We start from the raw sequence: 16,026 nt of genomic DNA, 5'->3' as shown, positions 1-16,026 counted from the left end.
GCGTCGCGGGGCGGCGCGGGGCGGCGTCGGACAATGGCCGCCGCGAACCACGCTTCGGGCGTCGAACCACGTTCAGACGCGGTTCGACGGCGGAAACGTGGTTCGGCCGGGCCGCTGCGTGGTTCGACGGCCGGATCGTGGCGCGGTGCCCGGATCGTGGGGCCGGGGTCTGGCCAGCGGCCGACCGCACGCTGATGCCCGCGGATCGGACGCCGAGCCGCGCTGCGGCACGGCGGCGAGTCCGACGCGCGGGCGAACGACGCGCGCCGGTGCAGCGGGGCGAGCGAGCGGGCCAATGCGGCGAGCCGAACCGGCGGGTCGGCCCGCGTCAGGCGCGGCGAGCGCGGAGCGCCGCGACCACGAGGGGGATCTGCAGCGGCAGCCGGGCCACCGCGATGGCCTTGCGTGGCGTCGACGCCTTCGAGCTCGCGACGGCGTCGCGCGCCATCTTGACGTTCGCGGGGAAGACGGCGACGAATAGCAGGGCTGCCAGGGTTCCGCCGAGACGGCGCGTCTTCGGCAGGGCCAGAGCCGCCGCGCACGCCAGCTCGGCAGCGCCCGAGACGTACGTCCACGTGCGCGCCTCGCCGGGCATCGCATCGGGCACGATGCCGTCGAACGTCTGCGGGCGGGCCAGGTGGAGCACCCCCGACGTGGCGAGTAGAGCGGTGAGTCGAGGTCGGGTGAGGATGCGAGGTGCCATGCGTTGCATCCTGCACCCCTCGTCTGAAGAGAAGGAGTCACTCGGCGCGGCTGACACCCCGCGACAGGATCGCCGAGGTGAGGGCCTCGACGGGCTCGCGCGCGGCCCCGGGGTTGGCGACCAGCACGTAGTCGACGTCGCCGAGGCCGGGCAGCGAGAACCGCTGGGAGACCTTCACGAGGTCGGCGGGGATCAGCGAGTACGGGAAGGCGGCGATGCCGATACCGGCGCGAACCGCCGCCAGGATGCCGTTGACGTCGCGGGTGTTGCAGGTGATCCGCCAGGTGCGCCCGGCCGCCTCCAGGGCGTCGATCGCCATCTGCCGCGACAGCGACGGCGCCTGGTAGGTGATGAGCGGCACGGGCTGGTCGGGGTCGAGCTGCAGCCGCTCCTGCGCCATCCAGACCATGGGATCGCCGGCGACGCGGGTGCCGTCTTCGTACTCGCCCGCGTTCTGCTTCACGAAGATGAGGTCGAGCTGCCCGGAGGCGAGTCGGCGGCGCAGAGGCATCGACTGATTGACGGTCAGCTCGAGGTTGATCTGGGGGTAGAGCTGGCGAAAGTGCCGCAGGATCCGCGGGAGCTGCGTGATCGCGAGGTCGTCGGCCGCCCCGAAGCGCAGCCGCCCCCGCATGGCCGATCCCGAGAAATAGCTCTCGGCGCTCGCGTGCGCGGCCAGGATCGTGCGCGCGAAGCCGGCCATCGCGTCGCCGTTGTCGGTGAGCGCAACCTCGCGGGTGTCGCGGGCGACGAGGGTGCGGCCGGCGGCCTTCTCGAGCTTCGAGACGTGCTGGCTGACGGTCGGCTGGCTGATGCCGAGGCGCATGGCCGCCTGCGTGAAGCTGTGCGTCTCGGCGACGACGAGGAAGGTGCGGAGCAGTGCGGGGTCGTACATGCGGACAGCCTCTCATTACAGAACCCAATGACCCTGATTATGTCCATGCGGGATCGAAATGACAACGATGACCGTACCGTTGAGGAAGCTTCTTTCTCGCCTTCGAACTCTGGACACTGTTTGACCACGTCGACGCCGACTGCTCCCATCCCCGTCTCTCTCACCGACCAATACCCCGCCACCGAGCCCATCTCCGTCGTCTCGGAGCGGCCGCCGTGGCGCCACACTTTCATCGCCCTCGCGGTGCCCAACTTCCGCATCTGGACGTCAGGCAACCTGATCGCGATGACGGCCACCTGGATGCAGAAGATCGCCCAGGACTGGCTCGTTCTCGAGCTCACGGGCAGCGCCACCCAGGTCGGGATCACCGTCGCGTGCCAGTTCGCGCCCATGCTGATCTTCGGACTGCTCGGCGGTGTGATCGTCGACCGCTTCTCGAAGCGCAAACTGATGATGATCACCCAGTCGCTCTTCGCGATCCTGTCGCTCGGCCTCGCCGTGCTGACCCTGACCGGCAACGTCGAAGCGTGGATGGTGTGGGGCATCGCCTTCGTAACGGGCCTGGTCACAGTGATCGACAATCCTGCCCGCCAGGTGATCGTCACCGAGCTGGTCGGCCAGAAGAACCTTCGCAACGCGATCAGCATCAACTCGTCGGTGTTTCAGCTCGGCGGCATGATCGGCCCGGCGATCGCCGGTGCGCTGCTGCTCGCCGTCGGCGCGGGCTGGGCCTTCGTCGTCAACGGCCTGGCCTGCCTGCTGGTGGTGTTCATGCTCACGCGGCTCAACAAGGCGACGATGACCCGCAACCCTCCGTCGCCCCGCGAGAAAGGCCAGCTCAAGGCGGGCCTCCGCTACGCGACCGGCAAGCCGACCATCATCTGGCCCGTCTTCCTCGTTGCGGTCTTCGCCGTCTTCGGCCTCACGATGCCCGTCCTTCTCGCCTCCTACGCCGACCACGTCTTCAAGGTCGGCGCCGCCGGCTACGGCCTCTTCAATTCGATGATCGCCGTGGGCGCGCTGACCGGGGCGCTGCTGTCGACCAGGCGTGCCAACATCCGGCTGCGCACTGTCGTGATCGGGGTCGGGATCACCGGCATCCTGCAGGCCACGACCGGCCTGATGCCCGGGATCGCACCGTTCGCCCTGCTGCTGATCACGGTCGGCATGTCGTCGCTGCTCTTCCAGACAGCCTCGAACTCGCTCGTGCAGATGTCGTCGAACCTCGCTGTGCGCGGGCGAGTGATGTCGCTCTACGTGCTCGTTCTGCTCGGCGGCCAGGCGATCGGCGGCCCGCTGATGGGCTGGATCGTGTCGACTTTCGGCGTGCACACCGGCATGCTCGTCTCGGGCGGGATGCCGGCCCTCGCGGCCCTGTTCGCCGGCGTGGTGCTCGCGCGCCGCGGCCAGCTCACGCTGCACGTGCGGATGCTGCACCACGTCCCGCTGCCGCACATCGAGCACCGCGTGGCCTGAACCCGACTCGGGTCTGAACCCGCTGCGGGTCGGTGAGGAGGTCGTGAGGCCCTGCAACCCGGCCAGCGGTGTTTCGGGGAGGAAGTCCAGCGCCCCGGGGAGGAAGAAACGCTGTCTGCATTCGCCGGGGAGGACAAACTGCCTGCCAGCACACGGACGGGAGGATGAGCTCCTGCGTTTCCCTCCCGTACGCCGCGATCCTCCCGGCGACGCGCAAGTCGGGGAGGAATCCAGAGTGACCCCCTGTCCACGGGGGGGAAATGACCGCCGGCCCCACTGCCGAAGCGACCTCGAGAGCGGCGGGCAGGTCGGGCTACTCCGAGGCGCCGGGCGACACGGCGGGCCCGCCAGCCGCGGCAGCTGCGGCCTCGCCAGTCGCATCGGGGGTGGCGCGGTGAGCGTGGTGCAGCTGACCGTCCTCCTCGGCGACCGTGCGGATCACTGAGGTGCGCACGTGAGACTCGGGAGGGCGGTTTCCGGCGCCGCCATCGCGGGGTGACGCGTCGACTCCTGCGCCGATCGCACTGTTCGCGGCCTCTTCGGTCGCCTTGCGGCCGGCCGCGATGGCCATTCCCTGTGCGACGGCCATCATCGTCGGGCGTTTGCCGACGATCGCGGCGTGACGCATCCGGCGGACGAACAGCGCCCGCCCGAACCCGGTCAGGATCGCCCCGGCGCCGATGTAGCAGACGAGCAGCAGCAGGGGTTGCCACACGGCTGGCCCCACGCCGTACTCCGCCTGCCGCAAGAGCTCGATCGTGCCGGTGCCGGCGACGTACGGGTGGATCCAGAGGAAGAACTTCGGCACGAGTTCGATTGGGATCGCACCGCCCGACGACGGCACCATCAAGAAGACGAAGAGCAGCAGGGCGCCTCCGGCGATGAACCGCCCGAGGAAGTACGACAGCCCGTTCGTGACGACGCCGACCGCGATCACGGTGACGAAGCCAATCCCCAGAGCTCGAAGAAGTTGGCCAGCACGGCGCCGAGCACCACATGCGTCAGGATCGTGACGATCAGCGGGATGATGACGGCCACGCCGGCGATGATGCCGAGTCGCACGCGATGCCGCAGCGGGCCGCCCATGAGGCCGACGAACATGCCGGTCATGTAGCCCCCGATCATGAAGACGAGGGTCACGTAGAACAGCGTCGTTCCGAACGAGTCGCTCGCCGGCAGCGGCGCCACGTCGTCGACGGCCAGGGTGCTGCCCGAGGCGGTCGCGGCGGCGGTGAACACGGACTTCGATATCGTCGCGAGCTGATACTGGGCCCCGCTGGCGATCACGAGGGTCGATGTCTTCGCGCCGGGCAGGTAGGCCGCGGCGAGGTCGCCGCTCTTCACATCGGCACGCGCCTGCGCCAGTGTCGGGACGGTCGAGACCGCGAACTCGCCTTTCGTCTGCGTGGCGAGGCCGTCGGCCACCCGCGTCGTCTGGCTCGACGAGCCGATCACCGCGACCGGCACGTCTTTCGGAGCCGGCGCGTGGAAGGCCAGCACGTAGCAGAAGCAGAACGCGATGACGAAGAAGAACGGCAGCCACAGCTGCAGGCCGATCAGCTGGACCCCGGGCGGCAGCTTCTCGTAGGTGTCGCGGAAGCGGGAATACGCCCCGGCGCGAGGGGCCGCGTGGCGGTGCTCGTGCTCGCCCTGCGGGGCGTCCGGGCCACCGATCGTCGAGCTGTCAGCGGTCGTCGTCATCGGCTGCGGGCCACCTCTCGTCTGCTCGTGTCGGCTGGCCGACTCGAGCATCCTATCGACGACGAGTGTCGGATAGAGCGTCGGTGGCCTCGGGGCCAGTCAACACCGGAGACACGGCCTCTGCATCCCTTTCACGCTGCGACCTCGCGGTGTGCCGCCTGTACTCGACGTAGGTGAGCACGATGATGACGACGTCGAAGAGCGAGAGCACGAACAGGCCCGTCGACCACGACAGCGTCAGCTCGACCACCTGGTAGATCACGAAGGCGACCAGCACCCCGATCATCCACGGGTAGAGCCGGTAGCGCTGCCTCGCGACTGCCCACCAGAGCACGAGCTTGACCAGGCCGTGCACGAGCAGATACCCGCCGGCGAAGAGGGTCGACCCCGTCGACAGGTGCGACAGGCTGAGCTGGGCCGACTGGGCGAGCTGGTTGTCGGAGTCGATCTCCAGCACCTTCGTCGCAAGCTCCGTGCCCCAGGATCCGAGCACGGTCGGCCCGATGATCCACAGAGCGGCCCCGGCGATGAGCTCTGCCGCCCCGTCGATCCCCTTGATCACGACGATCCAGAGGAAGACCCGGTCGAGCAGGGGCCTGCGTGCGGACGTCATGCGTTGAGTCTCGTCCGCGTCGACTCAGAAACGCCCCAGAAGCCGAGACCGATCAGATCCGCGGGGCGCGGCGGCCCCCGAAGGCGAGCGAGACCTCGATCTGCAGCGGCCGGCCGCCGGGCAGCGTCGCTTCGCCGACGAAACGGAGGCGGTCGCCGGCGTGGTGGGTGAGGCGGCCGTCGGCATCGACGCGCGAACCCGCGTGAAGCTGGATGCCGGGGTCGGAGGTCGGGGCGTCGTCGAGGTCGGACGCCGTCGGATCCTGCCCGGTCGCATCCTCGTCGGTTGCATCGTGGTCGTCGCTGAGCGCGTCGACGAACAGCTGATCGCGCACCTCGGCGTCGACCACCGCGCCGAACAGCTCGCCGTCGAAGCGGAGAGGGATGCGCGCGATGACGAGAGCCGGGGGCGGGCCCGCGGCGCCGTCGAGGGCCCGACCGGCGCGGATCGTGCCGGATGCGACGCCCGCGGCGTCGACCACGGCGAACGAGCGCCGCCGGTCGACGCCGAGCTCGACGCCGGCGATGCGGAAGCGATCGTCCATGCCGTCACGCTAGCGGGAAGCAGAGCCCGACCGGAGCCCGACCGGAGCCCGCTCGCTCAGCGGACGATGCCGAAGCCGCCGGTCTTCGACGAAAGGCCGCGGCACTTTAGTTGTAGCGACAACCTTGTGCGAGAATCGCTCCATGACGTCGCAGACTTCTCCCCAACCTCGGTGGCTGAGCGACGACGAGCGCACGGCCTGGGTGCGGTTCGCCGCGGTGCTCGAGCTGCTGCCCGGCGTGCTCGACCAGCAGCTCGAACGCGACGAGGCGCTCACTCACTTCGAGTACTTCGTGCTGGCCATGCTCTCCGAGGCGCCGGCCCGCACCCTGCGGATGACGGGGCTCGCCGCCCGCACCAACGCCACGCTCCCCCGCCTCTCGCGCGTCGCCTCGCGCCTGGAGGCGCGGGGCCTAGTCGAACGGAGCCCCTGCGCCGAAGACCGCCGCGCGACCAACGCGACCCTCACCGAGGGCGGCTGGCAGAGGGTCGTCCACGCGGCCCCGGGGCACGTCGAGAACGTGCGGCGCTCGGTGATCGACGCGCTCACCCCGCAGCAGGTGGCTCAGCTCTCCGAGATCAGCGCGGCACTGCTGACCCGGCTCGACCCGGACAGCAGGATGTTCGCTTCGGAGCGCTGACCGGCTCGCCCCCCTGCCTCTCGGTGCGTTCGCAGTGCACCACTCGCCGCTCACTTTTGCCGTCGGCCGTCATTTGTGCACTCTCAATGGCCCGATCGGAATCCCTGCCGGAGGCGGGGAGTTGGATCGAGACATGAAGTCGATCCGCTACACGCACACCGGTTCTCCTGACGTCCTCCAGTTGGTCGATCGCGACGTGCCCGACCCCGGCCCCGGCGAGGTGCGCGTGCGCGTCGTGGTGTCGGCCGTCAACCCGACCGACTGGAAGTCGCGCTCGCAGGGTGAGCTCGCCTTCCCCGAGGTCACCCCGAACCAGGACGGCGCAGGCGTCGTCGACGCTGTCGGCGACGGCGTGACGACGCTCGACGTCGGCGACCGGGTGTGGCTCTACCTCGCCGCCCGCGACCGGCCGACCGGCACCGCGCAGGAGTTCACTGTCGTCCCCGCCGAGCGCGCCGTGAAGCTGCCCGTCGGAACCAGCTTCGACATCGGCGCCACCATGGGCGTGCCCGCGCTCACCGCCCACCGCGCGCTCACCGTTCTCGAGGGCGGCCCGTCCCGCCTCGCACCCGGCTCTCTCGGCGGCAGAGTCGTGCTCGTCGCCGGCGGAGCCGGGGCCGTCGGCCACGCCGCGATCCAGCTCGCCCGCTGGGCGGGGGCCACCGTCATCACCACCATCTCGAGCGACGAGAAGGCAGCCCTCGCCACTGCCGCCGGCGCCCACCACGTCGTCAACTACCGCACCGAAGACACCGCGGCGGTCGTGAAGCAGATCGCGCCCGACGGCGTCGACATCGTGGTCGAGGTCTCGATCGTGCAGAACGCTTCGCTGGACGCCGACGTCGTCGGCGACCGAGCGGTGATCTCGATGTACGCCGACGACGCGGGCGCCACCGCCGAGCTCGCCGTCCGCCCGAACATGGCCAAGAACACGCGCTACCAGTTCGTCCTGCTCTACACGATCGGCGACGTCGCCATGAAGGCCGGCGTCGAAGACGTCACGGAGGCCCTGATCGCGGGCGCACTGCCGGTGGGGCAGGATGCGGGTCTCCCGGTGGTCCGCTTCGCCCTCGCCGACACCGCGGCGGCACACCAGGCCGTGCAGGACAACGTCGTGGGCAAGGTGCTCATCGACGTCCCGATGGTGGAGCGAGGAGAGGGAGAGTCCAGAGGGGCTATTTAGCTCTGGTGCTATAGTGCACACATGGCCGATTCCACCAGCGACGTGTTCACCGCTCTTGCGCACCCCACGCGACGGCAGATCCTGCAAGACCTCAAGGGCGGCGAGGTCGCCGCGGGTGACATCGCCTCGCGCTTCGACGCGTCGGGGCCGACGATCTCCCGCCACCTCGGCGTCCTGCGCGCTGCAGGTCTGGTCACCGAGCGTCGCGACGCCAATCGCATCCTGTACTCGCTCGTCGGCGACACCCTCGCGCTCTCGGTCGGCGACTTCCTCTCGAGCGTGTGCCCCGAGCAGATCGTGATGCGCACCGTGCGCGAGGTGAAGGCCAAGAATGGCTCCGCTGCGAAGAAGGCCGCCGCGAAGGACGCCGCGAAGGGCACGTCGGGCAAAGCCGGCGCGAAGACGGCCCGCGCGTGAGCGTCGCGATCACCGGAGGCACCGGATTCGTCGGCCGGCATATGTCCGCTCGTCTCGACGCGGCGGGTGTTGCGACGGTCCAGGTCTCGCGCCGAACCGGCGTCGAGATCGACGACGTCGAGGCCCTCACCCGAGCCTTTGCCGGGTGCGACACGGTGGTGCACTGCGCCGGCATCAACCGCGAGATCGGCGACCAGACGTATCAGCGGGTGCACATCGAGGGCACGGCTGGCGTGCTGGCCGCAGCGACGCGCGCCGGCGTGACGAAGATCGTCATGCTGAGCTTCCTCCGGGCCCGCCCCGATTGCGGCTCGGCCTATCACGAGTCGAAGTGGGCCGCCGAAGAGTTGATCCGCTCCTCAGGCCTCGACTACACGATCCTCAAGGCCGGCATGATCTACGGCCACGGCGACCACCTCGTCGACCACCTGAGCCGCACCGTTCAGACGATTCCGCTGTTCGCGACGGTGGGCTTTGTCGAGCGGCCGATCCGGCCCATCCCCGTCGACGACCTGACCCGCATCCTGCAGGCCGCGACCGACGGCAGGATGCCACGCCAGACGGTGGCCGTGACAGGTGCCGAAGAGCTGCTGCTGAGCGATGCGGTGCGTCGTGTCGCTCGGGTCGTGGAGCGGCGGGTCGTGGTGGTTCCGGCCCCGGTCTGGGCGCTGCGGGCCCTCGGCCGGCTCACCGAGTGGACGATGCGAGTGCCTCTCGTCGCACTGGCCCAGGTGCGCATGCTCGCCGAGGGCGTCAGCACGGCAGCGCCGTGGGCGGACGAGCTGCCCGCCGATCTGCGGCCGACGATACCGTTCAGCGACGAGTCGATCCGCCGCGCCCTGCCGCCGAAGGGCGGCTTCACTCCGCGCGACCTGCGCTGCGCCCGGCTGTCGTCGTCGGTATGAGTCCGATTTCAGGTAAAACGCTCGGACTAGGCGTGGCGATTTGCGTGAAATCCGGCTCATTCTCGTGGCGGCGGGAGTGAGGGCAGCGGCACCGGCCCACGACTAGGTTGTCGCTGGCCCGCACCATGGCGGATCCTGCGCCCACCGTCGACTGGGTCGAGACGCGCCGCATGGCTCGCCGCGCGCTACTTCGAGGCGCAGGGCATCGAGGCGCAGGATCCGACGTGGTACGTCACGCTCGCCGCGTGGAAGCTCGCGGTGCTCTACGAGTACAGCCAGCCTCGCCTGACCCGCGCGCCGCAAGACCCCGGATTCCGGCCGACCTCCCAGCGCCGCGGCGCTGGCACCTCGGCCGAAAGACGGGGCGTCACCTCGTCACTAGCCCGAGGTGCCGCGCCTACTACTGCTGCTGCTGCTGCTGCTGCTGCTGCCGCGCCTTCGTCGCGGCGGCGGCGGCCTTGCCCCGCTCGCGGATGGCAGCCCAGTCGTCGACAGTGAGCGCCGTGAGCCCGGCGAACGTCGACGGGCCGGCCAGGTGCTGCCCGCCGTCCATCGCGACCGTCTCGCCGGTGAGGTAGTCGCAGGCGTCCGACAGCAGGAACATGACCAGGTTGGCCACCTCGGCGGGCGTGCCGTGCCGCCCGGCCGGGATGCCCCGCACGTCGGTCGCGCCGATCACGTCAGGAGCCCCGGCGGCCGCGCCCGGGTCGAGCACTTCCCACGCGAAGTCCGTGGGGATCGGCCCCGGCGCCACCGCGTTCAGGCGGATGCCGTAACGCGCCCATTCGACCGCGAGCGACATGGTCATGGCGTTGACGGCCGCCTTGGCCATCGCCGAGGGCACCACGAACGCCGAGCCGGTATCGACCCACGTCGTCAACAGCGACACGACGGATCCTGACGCCGCTTGCGCGATCCAGCGCTTGCCGAGGGCGTGCGTGGTGAAGAACGAGCCGTCCATCACCGTCGAGGCGACGGCCCGGTAGGCGCGCGGCGACAACGACTCGGTGGGGGCGATGAAGTTGGCCGCGGCACTGTTGACGAGCCCGGTCAGCGGCGCGTCGTCGAAAGCTCGCTCGGCTGCCGCGTCGACGGCTTCAGGATCGCGGACGTCCACGACGTCGAAGGCGGCCTGCGCCCCGATCCCGGAGGCAGCCTCCTCGAGCACCGCCGGCCGACGCCCCCAGAGCAGCACACGCGCCCCGTGCCCGGCGAGAGCCGTCGCGATGGCGAGGCCCAGCCCCGACCCGCCCCCGGTCACGAGGACTCGTTGACCGTCGAGGAGATGAGGAGTGAACGGGTCTCGACGCGAAGATGACGACACGCTGGTAATTTAACACTCAGTGAAGATGTGCCGGGCTCTCAGCAGCCCGATCACCCCGGTCTCGAGGCGCCCGACCTTCTCCCCTCCCAGACCCTGAGGACGTGGAGCACCATGACGCAGTCGACGGCCACCGAAACCGCCACCATCGAACCGTTCGGCCCCTACACGGCCGGCGACATCGCCGCCTACTACGACTCCGGCGACTGGCAGGATCGGGTGCTCTATCAACTCGTCGCCGAGAAGGCCGCCGAACGCCCCGACCAGGTCTTCGTCTCGGACGGCGACATCTCGCTCACCTACTCGCAGATGTACGAGGGTGGCGTGCGTCTCGCCGCGGGCCTTGCCGACCTGGGGGTCGGCCACGGCGATCGTGTCGCCGTGCAGCTGCCCAACTGGGCCGAGTTCACCGAGGTCGTCGTCGCGCTATCGCGACTCGGCGCCATCCTGCTGCCCATCATGCCGATCTTCCGCCACGACGAAGTCGGCTTCGACCTGGCCGACTCGGGCGCGAAGGTGCTGATCGGGCCCGACTTCTTCCACAAGTTCAGCCATCGCGAGCTGTACCTCGATCTGCTCGACGAGATCCCGACGCTCGAGCACGTCGTCGTCGTGCGGCCCGACGAGGGCAGCGACCTCGGCGCGGCCCACGCGCTGCCCGACCTCGTGAAGAGCGGCGACCTCGACGACCTCGAAGAGGAGCTCGGAGACGGCGTCGGCCCGGACGAGGGCTTCGTGATCGTCTACACCTCGGGCACGACATCGAGGCCCAAGGGCTGCTATCACACGTTCAACACGTACTACGCGGGCTCGAAGGCCCTGGTCGACCGGCTGCACGTCACCGAAGACGACATCTTCTTCAACCCGTCGCCCGTGAGCCACACCACCGGCCTCGTGACCGGCTTCATCGTGCCGCTGCTGGTCGGCGGCGGGACGCACTTCATGGCCTCCTGGAACCCCGACGAGGGCATGGCCCGCATCCGCGACAACAGGTGCACGATGACGTTCACGTCGACCACCTTCCTCGCGACGGTGATGCAGAGCTACCACCCCGGCGACCACGACATGTCCGGCATGAAGTACTGGGTCTGCGCGGGGTCGCCGATCCCCGGCTCGATCGTGCAGGGCGCTCGCACGATGTTCAGCGGTCTGAGCGTGCTGAGCCTCTACGGCCGGTCCGAGAACCTCACGACGGCGATGTGTGCACCGGAGGACGCCCCCGAGAAGTCCGTGCTGTCGGACGGTCGCGCCCTGCCCGGCGCGACGATCATGGTCGTCGACCCGACCTCGGGCCTCGAGTTGCCCCGCGGCGAGGAGGGAGACGTGACGTATCGCGGCCCGTCGCACATGGTCGCGTACTTCCACAACGAGGCGCAGACCGAGGAGCTCTACACCCCCGAGCGCTACTCGCGGTCCGGCGACCTCGGCTACATGGACGCCGACGGCTTCGTGCGCATCACCGGCCGGACCAAGGACATCATCATCCGCGGAGGCGTCAACATCGGCTCGCGCGAAGTCGAAGACCTGCTGATCACGCATCCCGACATCCGCGACGTGGCCGTGGTCGCGATGCCCGACCCGCGCCTCGGCGAGCGCGCGTGCGCCTTCGTCGTCGTCGAGCCGGGCCACGAGGCGCCGACGCTCGCCACGACGCAGGAGTTCCTCCGCACGAAGAAGATCGCCGTGCAGAAGATGCCCGAGCGCGTTGAGGTCACCGACGGGCTGCCGATGACGCCGACCGGGAAGGTGCAGAAGCAGCTGCTGCGCGAGCGGATCGCTGCGATCCTCGCCGACGGCGCCCCCTCCGCTGGCGGCTGATCCCCCGCCCCGCCCCCCTCCGTTTCCCCCTCCGTTCTACCTATAGGCAAGCATTTGCCCCATAGATGTTTCTGTGCGGCAACCACTTACCTATAGGTAGAACGGGAGACGAGACGGCAGGATCCGAGGGCTAGGGCCGCACCTCGACCACGACCTTGCCGAAGGTCGAGCGCTGCTCCAGGGCGTGCAGGGCGTCGTCCGCCTGCGCCATCGGGTAGGTCGCGCCGACGATCGGGTGGATCCGGCCCTCGTCGAGCAGTGCCTGCACGCTGTCGCGCACGAGTCGAAGGGTGCCGGGGTACTCGGCGTCCATGGTGTCCATCGAGATGCCCGTGACACGGAGGTTGCGGAGCAGCAGCCGATTGACCTTCACCGTCGGGATCAACCCGCCGACGAACCCGATCACCACGAGGGTGCCGCCGGTGCGGAGGGCCCGCAGCGAGTCGGTGAATCGGTCGCCGCCGACCGGGTCGAACACGACGTCGACGCCGTGGCCGCCGGTGAGTTCCTTGACCTCGGCGAGCCAGTCCCCGTCGCTGCGAACGACCTCGGCGGCTCCGGCGCGCCGAGCGATCGCCTCTTTCTCGTCGGTGGAGACGACTGCGATCGCGCGGGCGCCGAACGCGGCGGCGAGGTCGAGGACGGCCGAGCCGACTCCTCCGGCGGCGCCCTGCACGAGGACCGTCTGGCCGGGTTCGACGCCCGCTCGGTGGTACGCGAACCAGGCCGTCGAGTAGTTGAGGTAGACCGCGGCGCCGTCGGCGAAGCTCATACTCGGGGGCAAACGCACCGCATACTCGGGCGCGATCAGACACTCGTCGGCGACCCCGCCCCAGAAGACGATCCCACCGACGCGGTCGCCGACTGCGAACTCGCTCGACTCGGACGACGTGACCACACCGGCCACCTCGCTGCCGAGCACGTAGGGCACCGCTGTGCCGTACTGGTACTGCCCGCGCGCCTGCAGGTTGTCGATCACGCTGAGCCCTGCCGCGTGCACCTCGACGACAACTCGCTCGCCCTTCGCGCGCTCGTGGCTGCCTTCCGGCGCCGGGAACTCGGTCAGTCGGGCCGCGTCGGGCCCTTCCAGGGTCTCGATGACGACGGCTCTCACGCCCTTCAGGCTATCCCCCCTCCGTTCTACCTATAGGTGGGCCGTTCCCGCACAGAAATTTCCTGTCGGGAGGGACGCACCTATAGGTAAAACGGAAGGTCTATGTGCGGACAAAGGCAGGGGTGCGGCAGGATGTCGGTATGGCCACCCCGAGATCCTGCCCGTGTTCACCCTCGACGACATCGACGCCCAGCTGGACGAGCTCCAGTTCGAGACGTTCGATCAGGAGGCCGCGTACGCGCTCGGCACCCTCGCCGCCGAGATCGTCCGCGAGCGCGAGCTCGCCCTCGCCGTGCAGATCGTGATCGGCGACCACATCGTCTACAAGGCGGCGCTCGGCGGGGTCGAAGAGCAGACGACGTCGTGGCTGCGCCGCAAGTCGAACGTCGCGAAGCGCGAGAAGACGGCGTCGCTCGCCGTGCGCCTCCGCGAAGAGGCCGCCGGCAACGAGCTCGAGATCAACGACGAGTTCGCGGTGTCGGGCGGGTCGTTCCCGCTCATCGTCGGTGGCGAGATCATCGGCACGATCACCGGCTCGGGCGAACCCGACGTCGTCGACCACGACGTCGTCACCAGCGCGCTGCGCAGCTACCTCGCGAACTAGCCGGACGCGCCGCCGCTGCAGCCCGGCTGTCCGGGAGTATTTTCGAGCCGCTCAGACCCTTGCGAGCCCATCAGCTCGCACCTTCTCCTCCCGAGCTGCCGAGCGCGTCAGACACGCCGCGTCACACAGCGGCGGACGACCGCGCGGCGACCTCGATCGCGGCAGGACGGCGCTGGACGGCGGCGATCCGCTCGATGTCGAACTTGTCGCTGCGATCGAAGTCGTAGACGCCGTTCTGCTCTTGGAAGACGGCGGTCAGTTGCGTGTAGCAGTAGCCGAACATGTGCTCGTTGTCGAGCAGCGCCGTGACGAGCCCCTCGAAGCGCTCGTAGAACTCCTCGATGGTGTGCACCCGCTCGCCGTAGCCCCACGACGTCGTGCCCGACTGGGCCGGCGCGTCGGCGGCAGCCGAAGCGACAGCCGAAGCGACCGCCGCGTTCCACCAGATCCCGCCGAACTCGCTGCAGAAGTACGGCTGCGCGTTGTACGGCAGGCTCCACTGCCGCAGATCGGGCCGCGGCATACCGTCGTCGTCTTCGGTGCTGATGTACGCCGTGCGCGCGACAGGGTCGAGCAGGTCCATCGTGGCGCCGAACGACACGGGATCCTGGTCGTAGCTGTGGTTGTCGTAGACGTCGGTCTCGTAGACGCGGTGCGCGTAGCCCGAGGCGTCGAGCACCGGGCGCGTGGTGTCCATCGCCTTCGTCGCGAGGAACATCGCCCGGGTGACGTCGTCGAGCACGGTGATCCGGTCGGACAGGTGTTGGCGGGTCTCGTTGAGAGGGCACCAGCCGACGATCGCAGGATGCGAGTAGTCGCGCTCCAGTGCCTCCAGCCACTCTGCGACGAATGAGGCGTCGGGCTGCTGCCGGTCGTCGGAGGGCCCGGTGGTCTTGGCGCCCCAGTCGCCGAACTCGCCCCAGACGAGGTAGCCGAGGCGATCGGCGTGATACAGGAACCGCTCTTCGAAGACCTTCTGGTGCAGGCGCGCCCCGTTGAACCCGGCGCGCATCGACAGCTCGATGTCGCGGACCAGGTCGGCGTCGCTCGGTGCCGTCAGCAGCCCGTCAGAGTAAAGGCCCTGGTCGAGCACGAGCCGCTGGAAGACCCGCTCGCCGTTGATGAGGATCGCTTGACCGTCGATCGCGATGCTGCGGAGGCCCGCGTAGCTGCCGACGGTGTCGACGACGTCGCCGTGGGCCGACAGCAGCTCGATGCGGAGCCCGTAGAGGTACGGGTCGCCGATCGACCAGGGCCGCACGCGGGCGTCGGGGATCTCGATGGTGAGGCGAGGCGTCAGGGTCAGATCGGCCCTGGCATCCTGCGACTCGATCTCGCCCTCGTCGTCGCTCACGGTGACGCGCACGCGGCCACCGCGCAGCCCGTTCGCGTGCCCGGCGCCGATCGGCACCTCGACCGTGAACGTGCCGCTCTCGAGGTCGGGCGTGATGCGGGGGCGCAGGATCGCGACGGTCGGCACCGGCTCGAGCCAGACCGTCTGCCAGATGCCCGTGGTGCGCGTGTAGTCGGCGTCGTGGTTGGCGTATTCGGTGGACTGCTTGCCGCGAGCCTGCGGCGCGTCCTTCGAGTCGCGGGCGCGCACGATCAGGTCGATCGTGTCGCCGGCCTCGACGCCTGCCCTCGCGGTGAGGTCGAAGGTGAAGCTGGTGAAGCCGCCACGGTGGCGGCCGACCTCCTGCGCCTCCTGGCCCTCTGCCAGCATCCACACGGTGGTGTCGTGGTCGACCGCCCCGAAATGCACCAGGATGCGATCATCCGCCCAGTCGGCTGGCACCGTCACGCTCCGGCGATACCAGACCGCGGGGTGGAAGTCGACGTCGCCGATTCCGCTCAGCTCGCTCTCCGGTGCGAACGGCACCGTGATCTGCCTCTGCAGCTCGCGGTCGCCCTGCAGCAGCCCGCGCTCGAGCCCGGAATCGCCCGGATCGAACTCGAACCCCCACTGCCCGTTGAGGTTCAGCCACCGTTCGCGGGTGAACTGGGGGCGGGGATAGTCGGCGCGCGGGGTCGCGGTGCTGTCGGTCATGACGTCGTCCTTGAGGTCGTTGTGGTCGTGGCTCGTACCACGCTA

The 16,026-nt window shown here is 69.5% G+C and carries 16 protein-coding genes; 7 read left to right on the top strand and 9 right to left on the bottom strand.

Features of this window, described 5'->3' with window-relative positions; all coding sequences use genetic code 11:
• Positions 1–328 precede the first annotated feature (328 nt).
• Positions 329–703 (bottom strand): MauE/DoxX family redox-associated membrane protein, encoded by a 375-nt coding sequence (locus AX769_RS11695; protein WP_204249207.1) that lies wholly within the window; start codon positions 701–703, stop codon positions 329–331.
• Between the two features lie 37 nt (positions 704–740).
• Complete coding sequence (locus AX769_RS11690) at positions 741–1,598, bottom strand: LysR substrate-binding domain-containing protein (protein WP_066279454.1); 858 nt, start codon at positions 1,596–1,598, stop codon at positions 741–743.
• Positions 1,599–1,787: 189 nt separating this feature from the next.
• Here AX769_RS11690 and AX769_RS11685 point away from each other — a divergent pair, with 189 nt between their 5' ends.
• The gene (locus tag AX769_RS11685) at positions 1,788–3,074 is read left to right on the top strand and encodes an MFS transporter (RefSeq protein WP_369824098.1); all 1,287 of its coding nucleotides are present in this window, start codon (positions 1,788–1,790) and stop codon (positions 3,072–3,074) included.
• A 313-nt stretch (positions 3,075–3,387) separates the two neighbouring features.
• On the opposite strand, the gene AX769_RS11680 is transcribed toward AX769_RS11685, so the two are convergent.
• From AX769_RS11680 to AX769_RS11665, 4 genes are read right to left on the bottom strand one after another with little or no spacing between them, the layout of a single operon-like run.
• Positions 3,388–4,011, bottom strand: coding sequence for a hypothetical protein (locus AX769_RS11680; RefSeq protein WP_066279450.1), 624 nt, complete (start codon positions 4,009–4,011; stop codon positions 3,388–3,390).
• Complete coding sequence (locus AX769_RS11675) at positions 4,008–4,775, bottom strand: ABC transporter permease (RefSeq protein ID WP_157887600.1); 768 nt, start codon at positions 4,773–4,775, stop codon at positions 4,008–4,010. The genes AX769_RS11680 and AX769_RS11675 overlap by 4 nt, the downstream gene beginning before the upstream one ends.
• 52 nt (positions 4,776–4,827) lie before the next feature.
• Complete coding sequence (locus AX769_RS11670; RefSeq protein WP_066279439.1) at positions 4,828–5,388, bottom strand: DUF2127 domain-containing protein; 561 nt, start codon at positions 5,386–5,388, stop codon at positions 4,828–4,830.
• 52 nt (positions 5,389–5,440) lie between these two features.
• Positions 5,441–5,932 (bottom strand): hypothetical protein, encoded by a 492-nt coding sequence (locus AX769_RS11665; protein WP_066279435.1) that lies wholly within the window; start codon positions 5,930–5,932, stop codon positions 5,441–5,443.
• A 142-nt stretch (positions 5,933–6,074) separates the two neighbouring features.
• Between AX769_RS11665 and AX769_RS11660 the strand changes: the two genes are divergently transcribed.
• The 4 genes from AX769_RS11660 to AX769_RS11645 all read left to right on the top strand — a co-directional run bounded on the left by AX769_RS11660 (position 6,075) and on the right by AX769_RS11645 (position 9,077).
• Positions 6,075–6,572: a MarR family winged helix-turn-helix transcriptional regulator gene (locus AX769_RS11660; protein ID WP_066279432.1), complete on the top strand. Its 498-nt coding sequence runs from the start codon at positions 6,075–6,077 to the stop codon at positions 6,570–6,572.
• Between the two features lie 133 nt (positions 6,573–6,705).
• The gene (locus AX769_RS11655) at positions 6,706–7,755 is read left to right on the top strand and encodes an NADPH:quinone reductase (RefSeq protein ID WP_066279430.1); all 1,050 of its coding nucleotides are present in this window, start codon (positions 6,706–6,708) and stop codon (positions 7,753–7,755) included.
• A 21-nt stretch (positions 7,756–7,776) separates the two neighbouring features.
• Positions 7,777–8,172, top strand: a complete 396-nt coding sequence (locus AX769_RS11650) for a metalloregulator ArsR/SmtB family transcription factor (protein WP_082763769.1) — start codon at positions 7,777–7,779, stop codon at positions 8,170–8,172.
• Positions 8,169–9,077, top strand: a complete 909-nt coding sequence (locus tag AX769_RS11645) for an SDR family oxidoreductase (protein ID WP_066279428.1) — start codon at positions 8,169–8,171, stop codon at positions 9,075–9,077. The genes AX769_RS11650 and AX769_RS11645 overlap by 4 nt, the downstream gene beginning before the upstream one ends.
• A gap of 400 nt (positions 9,078–9,477) precedes the next feature.
• Here AX769_RS11645 and AX769_RS11640 read toward each other — a convergent pair whose 3' ends face one another.
• A complete protein-coding gene (locus tag AX769_RS11640; RefSeq protein WP_204249206.1) occupies positions 9,478–10,338 on the bottom strand; it encodes an SDR family oxidoreductase in 861 nt (286 codons plus the stop codon).
• 174 nt (positions 10,339–10,512) lie between these two features.
• Between AX769_RS11640 and AX769_RS11635 the strand changes: the two genes are divergently transcribed.
• Entirely contained in the window at positions 10,513–12,216 is a 1,704-nt protein-coding gene (locus AX769_RS11635) for an AMP-binding protein (RefSeq protein ID WP_066283579.1), read from the top strand.
• 130 nt (positions 12,217–12,346) lie between these two features.
• Here AX769_RS11635 and AX769_RS11630 read toward each other — a convergent pair whose 3' ends face one another.
• The gene (locus tag AX769_RS11630) at positions 12,347–13,330 is read right to left on the bottom strand and encodes an NADPH:quinone oxidoreductase family protein (RefSeq protein ID WP_066279414.1); all 984 of its coding nucleotides are present in this window, start codon (positions 13,328–13,330) and stop codon (positions 12,347–12,349) included.
• Between the two features lie 163 nt (positions 13,331–13,493).
• Between AX769_RS11630 and AX769_RS11625 the strand changes: the two genes are divergently transcribed.
• Entirely contained in the window at positions 13,494–13,934 is a 441-nt protein-coding gene (locus AX769_RS11625) for a heme-binding protein (protein WP_066279412.1), read from the top strand.
• Between the two features lie 121 nt (positions 13,935–14,055).
• On the opposite strand, the gene AX769_RS11620 is transcribed toward AX769_RS11625, so the two are convergent.
• Positions 14,056–15,981 carry a glycoside hydrolase family 2 protein gene (locus AX769_RS11620; protein WP_066279410.1) on the bottom strand — a complete coding sequence of 642 codons (1,926 nt, stop codon included), beginning with the start codon at positions 15,979–15,981 and terminating at the stop codon, positions 14,056–14,058.
• Between the last annotated feature and the right edge of the window lie 45 nt (positions 15,982–16,026).

This window comes from Frondihabitans sp. PAMC 28766 (assembly GCF_001577365.1).
Taxonomy (GTDB): Bacteria; Actinomycetota; Actinomycetes; order Actinomycetales; family Microbacteriaceae; genus Frondihabitans.
Note: the sequence above shows the minus strand (reverse complement) of the source record. Positions and strands in the feature narration are given on the sequence as shown.